Source organism: Niallia circulans (assembly GCF_003726095.1).
GTDB lineage: Bacteria > Bacillota > Bacilli > Bacillales > Cytobacillaceae > Niallia > Niallia circulans_A.
The window spans coordinates 4,210,275-4,226,562 of record NZ_CP026031.1 but is presented as its reverse complement, the minus strand read 5'-3'; the positions used below and the strand labels follow the sequence as shown (position 1 = coordinate 4,226,562).

Annotated in this window: 13 protein-coding genes, 1 pseudogene and 1 riboswitch; of the genes and pseudogenes, 2 read left to right on the top strand and 12 right to left on the bottom strand. The window is 37.5% G+C overall.

What is annotated here, in order from left to right; genetic code table 11:
- Positions 1-33 precede the first annotated feature (33 nt).
- The 11 genes and pseudogenes from C2I06_RS20335 to C2I06_RS20285 form a co-directional block, all read right to left on the bottom strand.
- Positions 34-2,736, bottom strand: coding sequence for a response regulator (locus tag C2I06_RS20335; protein ID WP_095331237.1), 2,703 nt, complete (start codon positions 2,734-2,736; stop codon positions 34-36).
- 308 nt (positions 2,737-3,044) lie between these two features.
- Positions 3,045-3,650, bottom strand: a complete 606-nt coding sequence (locus C2I06_RS20330) for an NAD(P)-dependent oxidoreductase (RefSeq protein ID WP_163185752.1) — start codon at positions 3,648-3,650, stop codon at positions 3,045-3,047.
- Positions 3,631-4,398, bottom strand: coding sequence for a sirohydrochlorin chelatase (locus C2I06_RS20325; RefSeq protein ID WP_095331241.1), 768 nt, complete (start codon positions 4,396-4,398; stop codon positions 3,631-3,633). The genes C2I06_RS20330 and C2I06_RS20325 overlap by 20 nt, the downstream gene beginning before the upstream one ends.
- 2 nt (positions 4,399-4,400) lie before the next feature.
- Entirely contained in the window at positions 4,401-5,171 is a 771-nt protein-coding gene (gene cobA / locus C2I06_RS20320; protein WP_123258741.1) for a uroporphyrinogen-III C-methyltransferase, read from the bottom strand.
- Positions 5,172-5,287: 116 nt separating this feature from the next.
- Positions 5,288-5,893, bottom strand: coding sequence for an adenylyl-sulfate kinase (gene cysC / locus C2I06_RS20315; protein WP_095331245.1), 606 nt, complete (start codon positions 5,891-5,893; stop codon positions 5,288-5,290).
- 14 nt (positions 5,894-5,907) lie between these two features.
- A complete protein-coding gene (gene sat / locus C2I06_RS20310; RefSeq protein ID WP_123258740.1) occupies positions 5,908-7,056 on the bottom strand; it encodes a sulfate adenylyltransferase in 1,149 nt (382 codons plus the stop codon).
- Positions 7,057-7,106: 50 nt separating this feature from the next.
- Positions 7,107-8,182, bottom strand: a pseudogene (locus C2I06_RS20305) (inorganic phosphate transporter).
- A gap of 19 nt (positions 8,183-8,201) precedes the next feature.
- Positions 8,202-8,918 (bottom strand): phosphoadenylyl-sulfate reductase, encoded by a 717-nt coding sequence (locus tag C2I06_RS20300; RefSeq protein ID WP_095331251.1) that lies wholly within the window; start codon positions 8,916-8,918, stop codon positions 8,202-8,204.
- Between the two features lie 152 nt (positions 8,919-9,070).
- The gene (locus C2I06_RS20295) at positions 9,071-9,199 is read right to left on the bottom strand and encodes a YezD family protein (protein ID WP_235973290.1); all 129 of its coding nucleotides are present in this window, start codon (positions 9,197-9,199) and stop codon (positions 9,071-9,073) included.
- 194 nt (positions 9,200-9,393) lie between these two features.
- Positions 9,394-9,500, bottom strand: a riboswitch (SAM riboswitch).
- A gap of 208 nt (positions 9,501-9,708) precedes the next feature.
- Positions 9,709-10,296, bottom strand: a complete 588-nt coding sequence (locus C2I06_RS20290) for an ECF transporter S component (RefSeq protein ID WP_095331253.1) — start codon at positions 10,294-10,296, stop codon at positions 9,709-9,711.
- Positions 10,297-10,469: 173 nt separating this feature from the next.
- Positions 10,470-11,363 carry a LysR family transcriptional regulator gene (locus C2I06_RS20285; protein ID WP_095331255.1) on the bottom strand — a complete coding sequence of 298 codons (894 nt, stop codon included), beginning with the start codon at positions 11,361-11,363 and terminating at the stop codon, positions 10,470-10,472.
- 414 nt (positions 11,364-11,777) lie between these two features.
- Between C2I06_RS20285 and C2I06_RS20280 the strand changes: the two genes are divergently transcribed.
- Entirely contained in the window at positions 11,778-13,595 is a 1,818-nt protein-coding gene (locus tag C2I06_RS20280) for an assimilatory sulfite reductase (NADPH) flavoprotein subunit (RefSeq protein ID WP_123258739.1), read from the top strand.
- A 29-nt stretch (positions 13,596-13,624) separates the two neighbouring features.
- Positions 13,625-15,349, top strand: coding sequence for an assimilatory sulfite reductase (NADPH) hemoprotein subunit (gene cysI / locus C2I06_RS20275; RefSeq protein WP_123258738.1), 1,725 nt, complete (start codon positions 13,625-13,627; stop codon positions 15,347-15,349).
- A gap of 614 nt (positions 15,350-15,963) precedes the next feature.
- On the opposite strand, the gene C2I06_RS25875 is transcribed toward cysI, so the two are convergent.
- Positions 15,964-16,089: a hypothetical protein gene (locus C2I06_RS25875; protein ID WP_275068561.1), complete on the bottom strand. Its 126-nt coding sequence runs from the start codon at positions 16,087-16,089 to the stop codon at positions 15,964-15,966.
- Positions 16,090-16,288 lie beyond the last annotated feature (199 nt).

Genomic DNA, 16,288 nt, shown 5'->3' with positions numbered 1-16,288 from the left:
TACCAATGTTACCCAGATACTAGTATCGCTTTATTATTCTTTATAAAGCCATACTTGAATAAGCGAATATAATTGCTCTAAATTTACTGGTTTACTAATATAATCAGATGCTCCAGCTTCCATGCACTGTTCTCGATTATGTTTCATCGCCTTTGCTGTTAAGGCGATAATTGGCAGCGTTTTAAATTTATCTTTTTTCCGTATGATGGAAATAGCCTCTAAACCACTCATTTCTGGCATCATAATATCCATCAACACAAGATCAATATCCACGTTTTCCTCTAGAAGGCTAATCCCATCCTTCGCATTCTCTGCATAAAGAATTTCAATATTGTACTCTTCCAATGCTGCATGGATGGAAAAAATATTCCGTATATCATCATCTATAATTAGAACTTTCTTCCCTATTAAATTAGCACTCTTATTTAGTTCCGTAGTATCGATTAACTCATTATTTGTTACTGCAATTTGTCGATAACTTTCTTCAATAGGTGATTGTTCGACAGCTCCTTTTTGCTTTTGGCGCTTTACAGGCAAATAGAGAGAAAATGAACTACCCATTCCTTCGATACTTGTTGCTACCAATTCTCCCCCAAGTAAGCGGGAAATCTCTTTACAGATAGATAACCCAAGACCCGTTCCCCCATATTTTCTGCTGATGGTTCCATCTGCTTGCTTAAATGGTTCAAATATAATATTCATTTTATCCTTAGGAATCCCAATCCCTGTATCCTTCACAGTGAAGGATACGATAGATTCATCCGCGATGGCAAATCTGGACTTGGCTGTCTCCTCCATCCGAATAATCAGCTCCACACTTCCCTTTTCTGTGAATTTAAAAGCATTGGACAATAAATTTTTTAATACTTGATTTAAACGATGTGTGTCTGTCTCTATAAAAGCAGGCACCTCTTTATCAATTTTCACACAAAAATCAAGTTTCTTTTGATTAGCGATAGGAGAAAACTGGCTTTTCAAGCAGTTTTGTATCCCTTCCATTTTTACTGGTTCCTCTATTATTTCCATCATCCCAGTCTCAATCTTCTCCAAATCTAATATCTCGTTTATTAATCTTAGTAATTCATTACCAGAGTAATAGATAGTCTGCAAATACTGGATTTGTTTTGTAGTTAAATTCTCATTTTCCTTTTCAACGAGCATTTGCGACAGGATTAGCATACTATTTAAAGGCGTTCTAAGCTCATGAGACATATTCGCCAAAAACTCCGATTTATACTGAGAGTTATAGATTAACTGCTGAGCCTTTTCCTCTAATTTCTTTCCTATCTTTTCTAGCTCTGCATTCTTTTCTTCTGACACTCTGTATTGTGCCTGTAATTCTTCATTAATAGCCATTAATTCCTGCTGTTGAGCTTGTAGTTCCTCCGATTGGCTTTGCAGCTCCTCCGTCAAACGCTGCTCATCCTCTAGCAATCTCTTTACTTCTAGTCGATTAAAAATACCATGAATAGATATACCTAAGTATTCTCCCACTTCTTTAAGTAAACTTTGCTGCACCGGTCGGAAATATTGCAAAGAGGCTAATTCTACAATCGCTAATACTTCTCCTTCATAGGAAATGGGCTGAATAAGCACCTGCTTTGGTTCTGCCTCTCCTGAACCAGATTTAATCTTTATGTATCCATTGGGAATATCAATAAGACTGATGCTTTTATTCTCCTTTGCAGCTTGTCCCACTAAACCTTCACCAAGCTGAATGATAGATTGTCTGTCTTCATTATCAAAAGCATAATTTGCTATTTCCTTGAGGCAGCGGGCATTACCCTTCTCGCTTAACAGATAAAAAACACCATATTGTGCACCTACAGCAGGAGTTATTTGACTAATAAAGTAATCAGCAAGAGATTCCATCGTTTCTACCATTGAAAAACTAGTTGTTATTTCTGCCAATCGTGAGTCAAGCCAACTTTGCTCTTCTGCCTGGGCACGGCTTTCAATTTCATCTCGAGAATACTTTTCCAAAGTTGTTACCATTTCATTAAAGGCACGAGCAATTTCTCCTATTTCATCCTTCGAATTAATCTCCAGCCTTGGAAACTTTATTCCTCTTTTAAAGGAAACACCGGACATCACTGTCGTAACTTTATGTAGATTTTTCGTTAATCCCCTTATTAAATAAATGGCCAATGTAATGCTGCATATTACTCCGACTATAATATAGGCATAAGTCATTAATACGACAATATCATATGTTTTTTTTGAATCTTCTAGTTCTTCTTGCATCTCTTTAATCTGGGCACTATAAAGCGAACTCGCGATTTGTAATAATCTATTTTTTTCATCACTTTCTCTTGCCCAAAAATTGGTATTCATTTTTTTATTTTTGGCTTCTACTATTTGTTGGCCCTTTTCTTCAAAGGGTTGATATAATGTCGAAAATTTTATTAATAAATCCTGCGTTTCATCCCTTTTATCATTCTCGGTTAAGAAATTATACGCTTTGTTTATTTCTTTTCTTGTTTCTTCCATTTGTCTCATTGTTATTTCATTGAGTGTTTTAGAGGATTGTGAGGATAATTCATATATTTGTCTACTTAAGTTAGTTACTTCATTCTTTAACGTATAGGCTGCATTAATTCTCTCTGTTTTATCATGTGCAAGAACATGCATTTTGTCATTTTGCTGTCGAAGCATACTCATAAGTACAATAATTAAAATCGTAATGAACACAAAAATAATGCCTAAACCAACATAAAGCTTTGTACTAAATCTCATGTATCCTCCTATCAATCTACCAGTTTAAAAGCATAAAATAAGGAAACTCGGAAGATTATTTTTGATAAACAAGCATGAATATTTATAAACAAAGATGACTTTTACGTTATAAAAATAATTCTATTCTACAAAAATTATATGTTAAATATGGAAATGATACAATATGATAATTGGATAAAACTAGGAGCAGCCGGGAGGGGAACTAACATGTCCAGAGCGTAAAAAACTCTTTTATTTAAGTTATTATTGGTATACAGTGGATTCCCCTTATTTAGGACATAATGAAAACCCCTAAACCTGATATAAGCTTATAGGTTTAGGAGCTTTTCATAATAATTATGGCGTAAACTAGCTGAAGCTTTATATGCATCATCCAATATTTCCGTTAAAATAGCATTAGACACATCAGCAGAAAGCGATCTTTGTTTGATAAGAGTCCGAACTTCATATAAAAAATCAATATACGCAATATAATTATCATCATACTTTTGCTGCCATTCCTCTTTCAGCTTTTTTGCCAGTTTCGGGCTTGCGCCATTAGTGGAAACACTTAAGTGAAGACGCCCCTTTTTAAAGCTAGCTGGAATCTGACAGTTTCCTTCTTCAAAAGAAGAAGCATCATTCACTAAGCAAAACGATTTAATTTGTTTAGCGATACGATGATTTTCTTGTGAATCATTGGTTGCTGTAATAGTTAAAAAGGCATGGGCGAAATCTTCCTCTTTCCCTGTTCGTCGCAGCAGCCTGATTTTCCTGTCCTCTGAAAGTTCTTCTATTTCCGTACAAACTTCGGGACTAATCACCGTTACACTAGCTTCTTCATCTAGAAGCATCAACACCTTTCGATAGGCAATCTTGCCTCCTCCAACTACTACACAATGTTTATCTTTTATATCAACTAGTAATGAAAGCATATTCATTCCCTACCATCATTTCGTCTATTCTTTCTTTTAATATTCCAGCTATTAATGGGTCATAACCCAAATAAGGAGCGAGTTCGTATTCTTTATGGTTACTTTTTATTTTATTAATAGTTTTTTCCATTGACTTCATCAAAATTCCCGTAAAAAGAAGATAGGGAATTACCAACACATGGCGATAGGAAGAATGATCTGCCATTTGCAGTGCTTCTTCAAAGCTTGGTTGTGCAGCAGTTAAATAACAATCCTGTACAACGATTTGTTCCACTTGTTGTTCAAGTAAAGCTGCTATTTTACCTAAATCACGTTTTACATCTGGATCACTGCTTCCTCTTCCCACAAGCATAACAAGCATTGTTTCATTACTTTCTTTATAAAGAGAAGCGCTCCGAATTTTGTCTGCAACAATTTTAACCATTTGAGGATGAACTCCAATCGGTTTGCCATATTTCATCTGGACATGCGGATATTTCAGCGAAAGCTTTTCTAATACTTCTGGAATATCTTTTTTGGCATGGGCTGCTGTAAGAAGCAAAACGGGTATGATATTAATGGTGGAAGCACCTTTTTCTACACATTTTCGAAAACCTTCTTCAATGGAGGGATCAGCCAATTCTAAGAAAGAATATTCTTGTATGCCTTTGAAACCATTTATCTTCATACACTTTTCAATAAAGGAGATAGCCTGATCGCTTGCTTCCTTTACCCTGCTTCCATGACATATATATAATACTGCTTCCATTATCAAACAACCTCTTTCGGAATGGTTTCACCGAAACTTTCCTCAAACCATTTAATTTTCTCTCTCATTCTGACTACTTCGCCAATCACAATCATACAAGGATTTTCAATTTCTCCTTTTTCAGCATCCTCTATTACATGGTTAAGATCAGTAATAATTGTCTTTTGTTTAAAGGTTGTTCCCCAATTGATGAGCGCAACTGGTATTGTACCTTTTTTTCCAAAGGACAAAAGCTTCGACTGAATATATGGTAGATTTTTCACTCCCATATAGATGGCAAGTGTATCAATTTGAGAAAGTGCTTCCCATTTAATATGGTCTTCCTCGCCATTTTTTATATGACCTGTTACAAAGGCAAAAGAAGAGCCATAATTGCGGTGGGTTACTGGGATACCGGCATAACTTGGAGCGGCAATGCCTGCAGTAATTCCTGGTACTATTTCAAAGGGGATTTGATTCTTAGCTAACTCCTCTGCTTCTTCCCCGCCCCTTCCAAATACAAAGGGATCACCACCTTTTAGCCTTGTGACAATTTTCCCTTTTTTCGCATGTTTCACTAAGGTTTGATTGATCAATTCCTGTTTCATGGCATGATGATGCGGAAGTTTGCCGCAATAAATCAGTTCAGCCTTCGGTTTCGCATATTCTAATAACTCACGATTCACTAAACGATCATATAAAATTACATCGGCATTTTTGATGCATTTTAATCCTTTTACCGTTATTAAGTCCGGATCTCCTGGCCCTGCACCAACTAGATATACTCTCCCCATTTTATCCACCCTTCTTGTTGTTCCTTCTTTTCGGATCCATTAAAAAGTGGGGAAAGGAATCAACGATGAACGGATGGTTTTGCAAGGACCATGCTCAGTTTTTCCCTTTCCCTATATTAAGAGATATAATATTCTTTTTCTTTTAAATATTGTACGATTTGTTCTACACATTCTTCAATAGAATGTTTTTCTGTATCCACGATTAATTCTGGCTGAAGCGGCTCCTCATACGGGGAACTAATACCTGTAAAGTCCTTTATGATTCCTTTTCTTGCTTTCTCATATAAACCTTTCGGATCCCTTGCTTCACAAGCCTCTATGGAACACTTTATATATATTTCCACAAACTCGTTTTCTTCTAATAAAGCTCTTACTCGATCACGGTCTTCGCGAAACGGAGAAATGAAGGCAGTTAGAACGACTTGCCCACTATCAACAAATAGCTTGCTGACCTCGCCAATTCTTCTAATGTTTTCTTTGCGGTCCTCATCTGAAAAACCCAAATCTTTATTAATTCCAAAACGTATATTATCTCCATCTAAGACATAGCTATTTGTCTGGTCTTCATATAATCTTTTTGCAACAGCATTTGCAACCGTTGATTTTCCCGAACCAGATAACCCTGTAAACCATAAAACATAGCTATGATGCTTATTTTTTTCTCTTCTATCCTTCTTTGTTACTGCATGGTCATGCCATGTAATATTTGTACTTTGGCTCAAAAGTTCTCTCTCCTTTAAGAATGGATTTCTTGTTTTTGCAATCCTTTTATTAACACTTCCACTACTTCTTTACGACTAAATGTACTTGGTGGAATCTCTCCATTTCTTAAAAGCTCGCGAACCTTCGTCCCAGATAAAATTTCATGATGTTCCTTGCCATGTGGACAAGTTTTTGTAGAAGCCATGTTCTCACATTTCTTACAATAGAAACTATGTTCAAAGAATAATAGATTAATACCTAGCTCTTCTTGTGTAAATTGGTCAAAAATTCTTTGAGCATCATAGGTACCATAGTAGCTCCCTACCCCAGCATGATCACGACCGACGATAAAGTGGGTACAGCCATAATTCTTTCTCACCATCGCATGGAATATTGCTTCTCTTGGTCCTGCATAACGCATAGCAGCAGGGAATACAGCTAGGAATACACGCTCTTTTGGATAGTAATTTTTCAATAGCACTTGGTAGCTTTCCATCCGAACATCTGCTGGAATATCATCCGCCTTCGTTTCACCTACTAATGGATTTAAGAATAGACCATCAACAATTTCGAGTGCTGACTTTTGAATATATTCATGTGCACGATGAACAGGATTTCTTGTTTGGAATCCGACTACTGTCTTCCATCCCTTTTCTGCAAATATTTCTCTCGTTTCTGCCGGATCTAAGTAAAAATTACTAAAATCCGTTTTCTCTACTTTCTTTATGAGTTTAATCGGGCCGCCAATATATATATTTCCGCGATCAAACATTTTCTTTACACCTGGATGTGCTAAATCATCTGTACGGTAAACAGAAACAGCCTCTTTACTTTTATCTGGAATATAAATATCCTCTACTGTCAGCACACCATATACTTCACTTTGATGGACTAGTTTTACCGTATCCTGAAGTTCAATGGTATCTGATTGTTCCTTTGAAATGGGCAATGTAATAGGTATGCTCCAAACCTCACCTGTTGCTAAGCGCATATTCTCTACCACTGCTTCATAATCTTTTTGGGATAAAAATCCTGTAAGCGGGCTATATGCTCCATTTCCAATCAGTTCTAAATCACTAAGTGCAATAGTATCAATTTCTACCTCCACCTTTAGTTCAGAGATATCATAATTAGGATCGTATAAATTAATTAATTTTCCACCATGTGGTTGACTTAATGACATTTTTTAGCACACCTTTCTTTTTTCGGACTTTTTCTTATAAATGATTTCCGTTAAATTCCGCCACCATCTTCATAAATAGTACTGTTATCTTCACGAATCGTTTTCATTAGGCTTATAATTCCAAGTGTAGCAATACATACACTAAGAATAATAAGTACATTATAGATATCTGCTTCAATAAATAATTGAACTAAACCGTAAGAAATAACTAATGATAGGACTGGCGAAACAATCCATACCTTAAAAATTCTTAACACTAGTTTCTTCTTCAGAATCTCATATCCATTCTTCGAGACACCTATTCCGATAATGGCAGAGCTAGTTACTTGCGTTAACGGAACTGGTATTCCAAATATAGAAGCTATTGTCACTAATGTCGCGCCCGTGCCAGAAATTAGTCCTCCTTCCAGCTTCGTGAATTGGACAATTTTCTTTCCATTTGTCTGCAAGACTCTTCCCCCTAGCAGAAAAGCGCCGATTGCAATAAAAAATCCACCCACTACTACTCCTGTTTGCATGGATATCATGTCAGCGCCAACTAATGGTCCAATAGAGTTTGCAACATTATTCATTCCCGCAGAGAATGCTTCAAAGCACCCCACGATAATAACAAAAATAGATAAGTATTTTTCATTACTTGGATTGCGAATCCATTCATTTTGATTCTCAAGCTTTCTTACATATTTCCCAGCCCTAGCGCGATGAAAAAAGACACGATTGGAACAAGAAGCCAAAAGAAGACAATCCATAATATATTCGCAATATATAAGCTTTTAAAAGCCACACCTACTCCTACTACACTGCCAACTGTAATTTCACTTGTTGATAATGGAATCCCCATTATATTAGCTATAAATAGAGAGAGTGCAGCTGATGATAAAATGATTAAGACAATTTTAGCATCAAGGATACTACTCGGAATTAATCCTTCCCCAACTGTTTTTACTACTTCACTCCCGCCAATTACCGCTCCTAGAAAAATCGCTACCGCACATATAAGCAGAGCAACTCTCTTTTTTGGTATGGCGCCTGATCCATAGGCAACACCAAGGCTTGCTGCTGCACCACTTGCGCCAATGTTCATTGCAAAAAACAATGACATAATACCTGCTAAAATAATGATCATCTCTTTGTACCTCTACTCATTATTGTAAGTGTAGCCCGCATTCTGTTTTTCCTTTTCCCGTCCATCTACCAGAACGTAAATCATCCATATTAATAGCAGGCTGGGTACATGTTCTGCAGCCAATGCTCGGATACCCCTTATCGTGAAGAATATTGTAGTCCAAAGAGTTCTTATGGGCATATCTCCAAACATCTTTCCATGTCCAATGAATCAGTGGACAAACCTTTATGGATTTAAATTTATTATCCTTATTTAGATATTGCGTGTTTTTTCTTGTTTCTGACTGTTCTCTGCGAAGTCCTGAAATCCAAGCAATCGGTTCAGACAGCACTTCATGTAAAGGAACAACCTTGCGAATCTCACAGCATTTATTTGGATTAGATAACCAAAGTTCTTCTCCATATTGTGCAGCCTGTTCTTCTAACGTAATGGCTGGTTTTTTCATTTCAATTTGCAAATCTGGATACCGCTGTTTCACCTTCTCAATTAATTCATAGGTTTCATCAAAATGTACATCTGTATCTAAAAAAACAATACGAGCATCCTTTTTTATCTTTGAAATTAAATCGATAAGAACAATTCCTTCAATTCCAAAACTGCAAGCATAGACAATATCCTCTCGGTACGTATCATAAGCCCACTTTAAAACCTCTAAAGCTCCCTTTGTTTCCGTTTCGCTTGAAAAGTCCACAGGAGGATACGTATCAATAGTTTCATAGGTTAATAACTGACTCATTAAAAATCCTCCAATTTCATCATAGTATTTTGTTCGTGGATTATGTGCCCAAAATATAAAAAGAGGCAGCTTTAACCCACTTTCTCAGTTAAAGTTGCCTCTAGTTTGTCTAGTCAGCTTCTTTATTAAACGCCCTAAATAGGAAACTCCTGTTATTTCCCTAAGCGTATCTTTTCATTTTTTTCGATTTGAATAATTTTTCCATCCTGTACGACTAATGTGACCGATCCAAATTTCATTGTGTTTAGAATTTGCTCTAATTGAATTTTCACTTTGTCCAGCTGATTTGTTTCCCCCACCAACAAATCCCTCCTTAAAAAAGGTGAAATCTTACTAAACCATTTGAATAGCGTTTACGCCAGACATATTTTTGAATCGAAAACGCCTATCAAAGGAATGCTCGACCATCGCAAGTGAAATGCATTTACGATTTAAAAAATCCTTCCATTTGGAAAGAGTTGAGTATTTATTCCTTCCCCTATCTTTCAAAATGGGTATCCATTTTGTTGGATTTAGCACCTTGCATTCAGCAGGTTGCCAGACTTTTCTTCGGCCAATTCCCTCCATCTCTCTTGATAGGCATCGTTATTTTCTAAATTTTATCATAATTGCCATAATTGTCAATAAGTTTTTCGAGTTGTTTAGTCGGGATTAACAATCTATTTCCTAGTATTTTAGGGTGAATACTCTTTTTATTATAGAAGAAAATATAGTATTAGTGAATGTCCCATTACTATTGTTGGCAAAAATAGCTGATTAGCACTAGACTAAATCAGCTATTTTTCCATCCTTATTTTTTTCGTATCTTTAATAACGGCTTTGCAATGATGGGTGTTAAAATCCCTGATAAAATTGCCTCTGGCACCCCATTTGTACCAACTATAGCTAGTATCGCAGGCAAGAGATCTTCCACATTTACACCAATTGCGTTTGCATAAGGCTCTCTTACAAATAAATAGACAAATCCTAGCACAAGGATTGTATTGATTAGAGATCCTATCACACCAGAAATACTCATTGCTACCGTCTCATTCATTTTGTCTCTCAGCACCTTATAAAATAACAGTCCTGCCACTACTCCAATCATTACTCTTGGAAAAACAGATATTAACGGATTGGTAAAAATAATCGGGGCAAGGACACTTGTCGGATAAGTGAAAGCACGGATAAATGTGATAATGCCCCATACTCCTCCAATAATCGCTCCCTCTAATGGTCCTAAAACAATCGCTGCAATAATAACTGTGATCTGAATGATTGTTATACTAAGTACAGGAGTCGGAATATACCCTAGTATCGGAACAAAGGTTTGAATAATAATAATAGCCGTAAGTAGTCCTAGTAGAACCAAGCGAGTAGTTTTATTTTTTTTCTTCATCTGCAAGTAGTTCTCCTTATGTGGAAAAAGCATTATCCACTTTTCCCTCAATTTAATAAAATTCCTTTGTTATCATACTACAAAAACAAGTATTTTTTCTATGATAATAAGAAGGATTTTTCTGCATTTCCCTTTAGGATGGGGTTAATTACTTGCTGTTATACATTATTGGATTACTCGGTATAAGGAAAAGTCTTTTTAAGTGTTTCAATAAAGGTGATAACATTTTGTTTCTCCTTCATAATGGGAGCAAAGAGATAAGATAATCGTCTTGTAAATCGCGCATTTGTGATTGGGATAATACTTAGGTTTCCATTCTTCACATCCCTTTCGATCACACTTTTGGATAAAAGTGATAAGCCATTGCCATTAATAAGCGTTTCCTTGATGCCTTGATTACTGCTAATAGTTAAAAAGGATTCAGCTCTTAACCCATTGGATCGAATAACATGATCTAAGTACTCTCTTGTACCAGATCCAAGCTCTCTTGTAATCCATGTCTGATCATGGAGTTCAGAAATCGAAATGCTTTCCTGAGTCGCAAGTGGATGATGAACAGATGCAACAATAAATAACTCATCCTCCATAAAAGGCACCACCTGCAATTCCTTATCATTTGTTTGTCCTTCAATTAAACCGATATCTACTTCATATAATCTTACCGCTTGGACAATTTCTTCTGTATTTCCAATCGTAGCTTGAATTTGCAACTCGGAATGCTCTCTTTGCAGATCAAGCAGTAATGCCGGAAGAATGTATTCGCCGATCGTAAAACTAGCACCTATTTTTAATTCACCCTTAATTGCATGATGATGCTCTAAAATATGCTGTCTCGTCTGGTCATATAAGCGTATCATTTGAATGGCGCAATCATAAAGCATTTGACCGGTTGGTGTTACTTTTAAATATTTTGGTGACCGTTCCAATAGCTTTGTTTGAAACTCCTTTTCAAGATTCTTAATATGTAGACTTACACTCGGCTGACTCATTAACAGCATTTCTGCTGTCTTTGTAAAATTCTTTACTTCAACAAGCGTCACAAATGTTTTTAGAGCTTCATACTGCATTTTTTCTCCTCCTTTTCGCTAATTAAATAGTTAATTATTAAGATTACTAATAGTTGCCATTAATTATATGTATTTTACTAATTCTTTCATTTCCAGTAAAGTACAATTAGAATACGTGTCATACGAGGATGCTCTAGGCGGCTGCTTTCATGTATGGATGCCTTAACGCCTATCCAAGCTTTCGTCACCTGTTTAAATTAATCTGATTAGATACTGATCTATTTAGAAAAACAATATCCCCTGCTTGTTTCAATTAGTAACAAGCTTCTTTTGTGTTCCTAATCCGATTTGTCTGATAGGATTAATAAAAAACAGAGTGACAATCCTCCCTCTTCCTTATAAAATAAATTGCAAGAATTATCACACTAATCAAATTACAAAAGAGAATACCATTATCTATGCGAGGTGAAAGTGTTGCAGCTTCAAGTAATAAATAGTCCTTTTAATCAAGAACAAACAGAATTATTAAACCGTCTTTTACCAACTTTAACTGAATCACAGAAAATTTGGCTAAGTGGGTATTTATCTGCTTCCACTGCAGTCACAGCATCAGCAGAACCTATCTCCAATACTGAATTAACGGAGCAAAAGGCAGCTGAACCAATTACAAAAGATATTACGATTCTTTTTGGATCCCAAACCGGAAATGCACAAAGCCTTGCCAAAAATCATGGCAATCGTTTAAAAGAATTAGGGTTTAATGTCACTGTACAGTCAATGGGTGACTTTAAACCTAATAATCTAAAAAAAATACAAAATCTTCTTGTTATTGTGAGTACTCATGGAGAAGGCGACCCACCAGATACTGCAATAGCTTTCCATGAATTCTTACATGGAAAACGAGCGCCTAAGCTGGAGAACTTCCAATATTCTGTGTTAGCGCTTGGTGACAGCTCGTATGAATTCTTCTGCGAAACAGGGAAGCAATTTGATAAACGTTTAGAAGAATTGGGTGGAACAAGACTTTATCCACGTGTGGATTGTGATCTTGATTATGATGAACCAGCTAGTGAATGGTTCGAAGGCATCGTCAGCAGCTTGAGCCTTCAATCAGAATCAACCGCTCAGTCCATAAGTATAACACCACCGTCTCTTCAAGATTCTGGTTATTCTCGCAGTAATCCGTATTATGCGGAGGTACTGGAGGTCATTAATTTAAATGGACGTGGTTCCAATAAAGAAACATTGCATGTAGAGCTTTCGCTTGAGGATTCTGGAATCTCTTATGAACCAGGTGACAGCCTTGGAATTTTTCCCCATAATGATCCAGTATTAGTTGATCTTTTAATACAAGAGTTACGTTTTTCTCCAACAGAAAGTGTCACAATCAATAAACAAGGAGAAGTTCTGGCTTTTCGAGAAGCTTTATTAACCTATTTTGAAATTACAGTTTTAACCAAACCATTGGTAGAGAAATTTGCAAAAATAACAACCAATCCAGCTTTAGAAGACTTACTTGCTAAGGGAAACGAAGATAAATTAAAGGCATATATAAATGGGCGTGACTTATTAGACCTTATTCGAGACTATGGGCCAATTGAAGCAGATGTGCAAACATTTGTATCCTTGCTTCGTAAACTGCCTACCCGCCTTTATTCGATTGCCAGCAGCTACAAAGCAAATCCTGATGAAGCACATTTAACGATTGGCGCCGTTCGTTACCATGCAAACGGCCGAGATCGCAATGGTGTTTGCTCCGTTCAAATAGCGGAACGTATTCAGCCAGGTGATAAACTGCCTATCTATATACAAAACAATGAAAATTTCAAACTTCCGGATAACCCAGATACCCCTATTATTATGGTTGGTCCAGGGACAGGAGTGGCACCCTTCCGTTCCTTCCTGCAGGAAAGAGAAGAAATCGGTGCCGAAGGAAAAGCATGGCTATTCTTTGGAAACCAACATTTTGTTACAGACTTTCTTTATCAAACAGAATGGCAAAATTGGCTTAAAGATGGTGTGTTAACAAAAATGAGTATTGCTTTTTCCCGGGATAAAGCGGAAAAGGTATATGTGCAGCACCGCATGCTGGAGCATAGCAAAGAGCTATTTGAATGGCTGGAAGAAGGAGCTGTTCTATATGTTTGTGGAGACGAAAAGCATATGGCACATGATGTTCACCAAACACTCCTTACTATTATCCAAAAAGAAGGTCAAATGTCTTTAGAAAAGGCTGAGGAATATATAGCTTCTATGACTCAAACCAAACGTTATCAGCGTGACGTTTATTAAATAATTGGCAGGAAAGGAGTTTTTCTACAATGGCAAAACAAATATTAAAAGCGCCAGATGGACCACCAAGTGATGTGGAACGAATAAAAGAAGAAAGTAATTATTTACGTGGCACATTGAAGGAATCCATGGAGGAAGAATTAAGCGCTGGTATTTCAGACGATGATAACCGCTTAATGAAATTCCACGGAAGTTACCTGCAAGATGATCGTGATTTACGCAATGAACGTGCCAAGCAAAAATTAGAACCAGCCTACCAATTTATGCTCCGAGTTCGAACACCGGGTGGAATAGCTACACCGGCTCAATGGCTGACAATGGATGATCTTGCACAAAAGTATGGAAATAATACATTAAAATTAACGACACGCCAAGCTTTCCAAATGCATGGCATTTTAAAATGGAATATGAAGCAGACTATTCAAGATATACACCAATCCTTACTTGATACAATTGCTGCTTGTGGCGACGTCAATAGAAATGTGATGTGCAACCCTAATCCGTATCAATCAGCTTTGCATAGTGAAGTGTATGAATGGTCCAAAAAATTAAGTGATTATTTACTACCTCGTACACAAGCTTATCATGAGCTCTGGTTAGATAAGGAAAAGGTAGCTTTCACTCCAACTGTTGAGGAAACAGAAGTGGAGCCAATGTACGGAAAATTATATTTACCTAGAAAATTTAAAATTGGTATTGCCGTTCCTCCTTCTAATGATATTGATGTATTTTCCCAAGACCTGGGGCTAATTGCCATTACGGAAGAAGAAAAACTAATTGGATTTAATGTTGCCATCGGCGGGGGAATGGGAATGACCCATGGAGATAAAGCAACATACCCACAGCTCGCAAAAGTAATTGGATTCTGTACACCTGAGCAAATTCTTGATGTGGCGGAAAAAGTAATTACGATTCAACGCGATTATGGAAATCGCTCTGTTCGAAAGAATGCTCGTTTTAAATATACCGTGGATCGCCTTGGTCTAGATAATGTAGTAGAAGAACTAGAAAATCGCCTAGGCTGGAAACTTCAAGAAGCGAGAGAATTTCACTTTAACCATAACGGCGACCGCTATGGCTGGGAAAAAGGCATTAAAGGAAAATGGCACTTCACTTTATTCGTGGAAGGCGGCCGCATTAAAGACTATGAAAATTATCCGTTAATGACAGGCTTACGCGAAATCGCTAAAGTACATACTGGCGATTTCCGATTAACTGCCAATCAAAATCTAGTCATTGCGAATGTCTCCAGCCGCAATAAAAAGCAAATCGCTGATTTAATCGAGCAATATGGCATTATGGATGGAAAACGTTTCTCTGCACTGCGTCGTAATTCTATTGCTTGTGTATCCCTGCCAACCTGCGGGCTTGCGATGGCAGAAGCAGAACGATACTTACCAGTCTTAATCGATAAGATAGAAGAAATCGTGGACGAAAATGGGCTACGTGATGAAGAAATTACCATCCGTATGACAGGCTGTCCAAATGGCTGCGCCCGCCATGCATTAGGGGAAATCGCCTTCATTGGAAAAGGACCTGGAAAGTACAATATGTACCTAGGCGCCGCCTTTAATGGAAGCCGCTTAAGCAAACTCTATCGCGAAAATGTTGGCGAGGAAGAAATCCTTTCAGAACTTCGCGTACTGCTCCCGCGCTATGCGAAAGAAAGAACGGCAAATGAACATTTTGGAGACTTTGTTATTCGCGCTGGTATTGTTAAAGAAGTAACCGACGGCACAAACTTTCATGATTGACAGATGAGTCATTGCACCACTTTAATCGTTTTGATTGAGTGGTGCTTTTTTGTGGTTGGAATTGGGCGGTAGAGATTGAGGTTGGAGGTCGGCTGATATTTCAGAGGTTGGCTGATTCCCTCTCCACTTTGGCTGATATATTTGGAGTTTGGCTGATTCTACCTCCATTTTGGCTGATATTTTCGGAGGTTGGCTGATTCCCTCTCTACTTTGGCTGATATATTCAGAGGTTGGCTGATTCCCTCTCTACTTTGGCTGATATTTCCGGAGGTTGGCTGATTCCCTCTCTACTTTGGCTGATTTATCTGGAGGTTGGCTGATTCCCTCTCCACTTTGGCTGATATTTCAGAGGTTGGCTGATTCCCTCTCCACTTTGGCTGATTTATCCAGAGGTTGGCTGATTCCCTCTCCACTTTGGCTGATATTTTCGGAGGTTGGCTGATTCCCTCTCTACTTTGGCTGATTTATCCAGAGGTTGGCTGATTCCCTCTCTACTTTGGCTGATTTATCCAGAGGTTGGCTGATTCCCTCTCCACTTTGGCTGATTTATCCAGAGGTTGGCTGATTCCCTCTCCACTTTGGCTGATATTTTCGGAGGTTGGCTGATTCCCTCTCTACTTTGGCTGATTTATCCAGAGGTTGGCTGATTCCCTCTCTACTTTGGCTGATTTATCCAGAGGTTGGCTGATTCCCTCTCCACTTTGCCCATTTTCCCCCTTCTTCTTGGCTGGTACACTCATAATTTCACCTATTCCCCTACTATTTTGACTAATATAATACTCATAGTTTTACTGATTTCCCCACTACTTTAACTGTTATACCCCAGATTTCGCCGATTCTCCCACTTCGATTTCCACCCTTCCCTATCCACATCAAGCCATTGCTTGACTTTTCCTATAAACAAACTGATTTTCCCACTCATAGTCCAACCTAGTTTTG

Coding starts and splice junctions, on each gene's coding strand:
- cobA (WP_123258741.1), bottom strand. CDS start 5,171: ATGGGGAGAGTATATCTAGTTGGTGCAGGGCCAGGAGATCCGGACTTA.
- C2I06_RS20330 (WP_163185752.1), bottom strand. CDS start 3,650: ATGCTTTCATTACTAGTTGATATAAAAGATAAACATTGTGTAGTAGTT.
- cysI (WP_123258738.1), top strand. CDS start 13,625: ATGGCAAAACAAATATTAAAAGCGCCAGATGGACCACCAAGTGATGTG.
- C2I06_RS20285 (WP_095331255.1), bottom strand. CDS start 11,363: ATGCAGTATGAAGCTCTAAAAACATTTGTGACGCTTGTTGAAGTAAAG.
- C2I06_RS20290 (WP_095331253.1), bottom strand. CDS start 10,296: ATGAAGAAAAAAAATAAAACTACTCGCTTGGTTCTACTAGGACTACTT.
- C2I06_RS20335 (WP_095331237.1), bottom strand. CDS start 2,736: ATGAGATTTAGTACAAAGCTTTATGTTGGTTTAGGCATTATTTTTGTG.
- sat (WP_123258740.1), bottom strand. CDS start 7,056: ATGTCATTAAGTCAACCACATGGTGGAAAATTAATTAATTTATACGAT.
- C2I06_RS20300 (WP_095331251.1), bottom strand. CDS start 8,918: ATGAGTCAGTTATTAACCTATGAAACTATTGATACGTATCCTCCTGTG.
- C2I06_RS20325 (WP_095331241.1), bottom strand. CDS start 4,398: ATGGAAGCAGTATTATATATATGTCATGGAAGCAGGGTAAAGGAAGCA.
- C2I06_RS25875 (WP_275068561.1), bottom strand. CDS start 16,089: ATGAGTGTACCAGCCAAGAAGAAGGGGGAAAATGGGCAAAGTGGAGAG.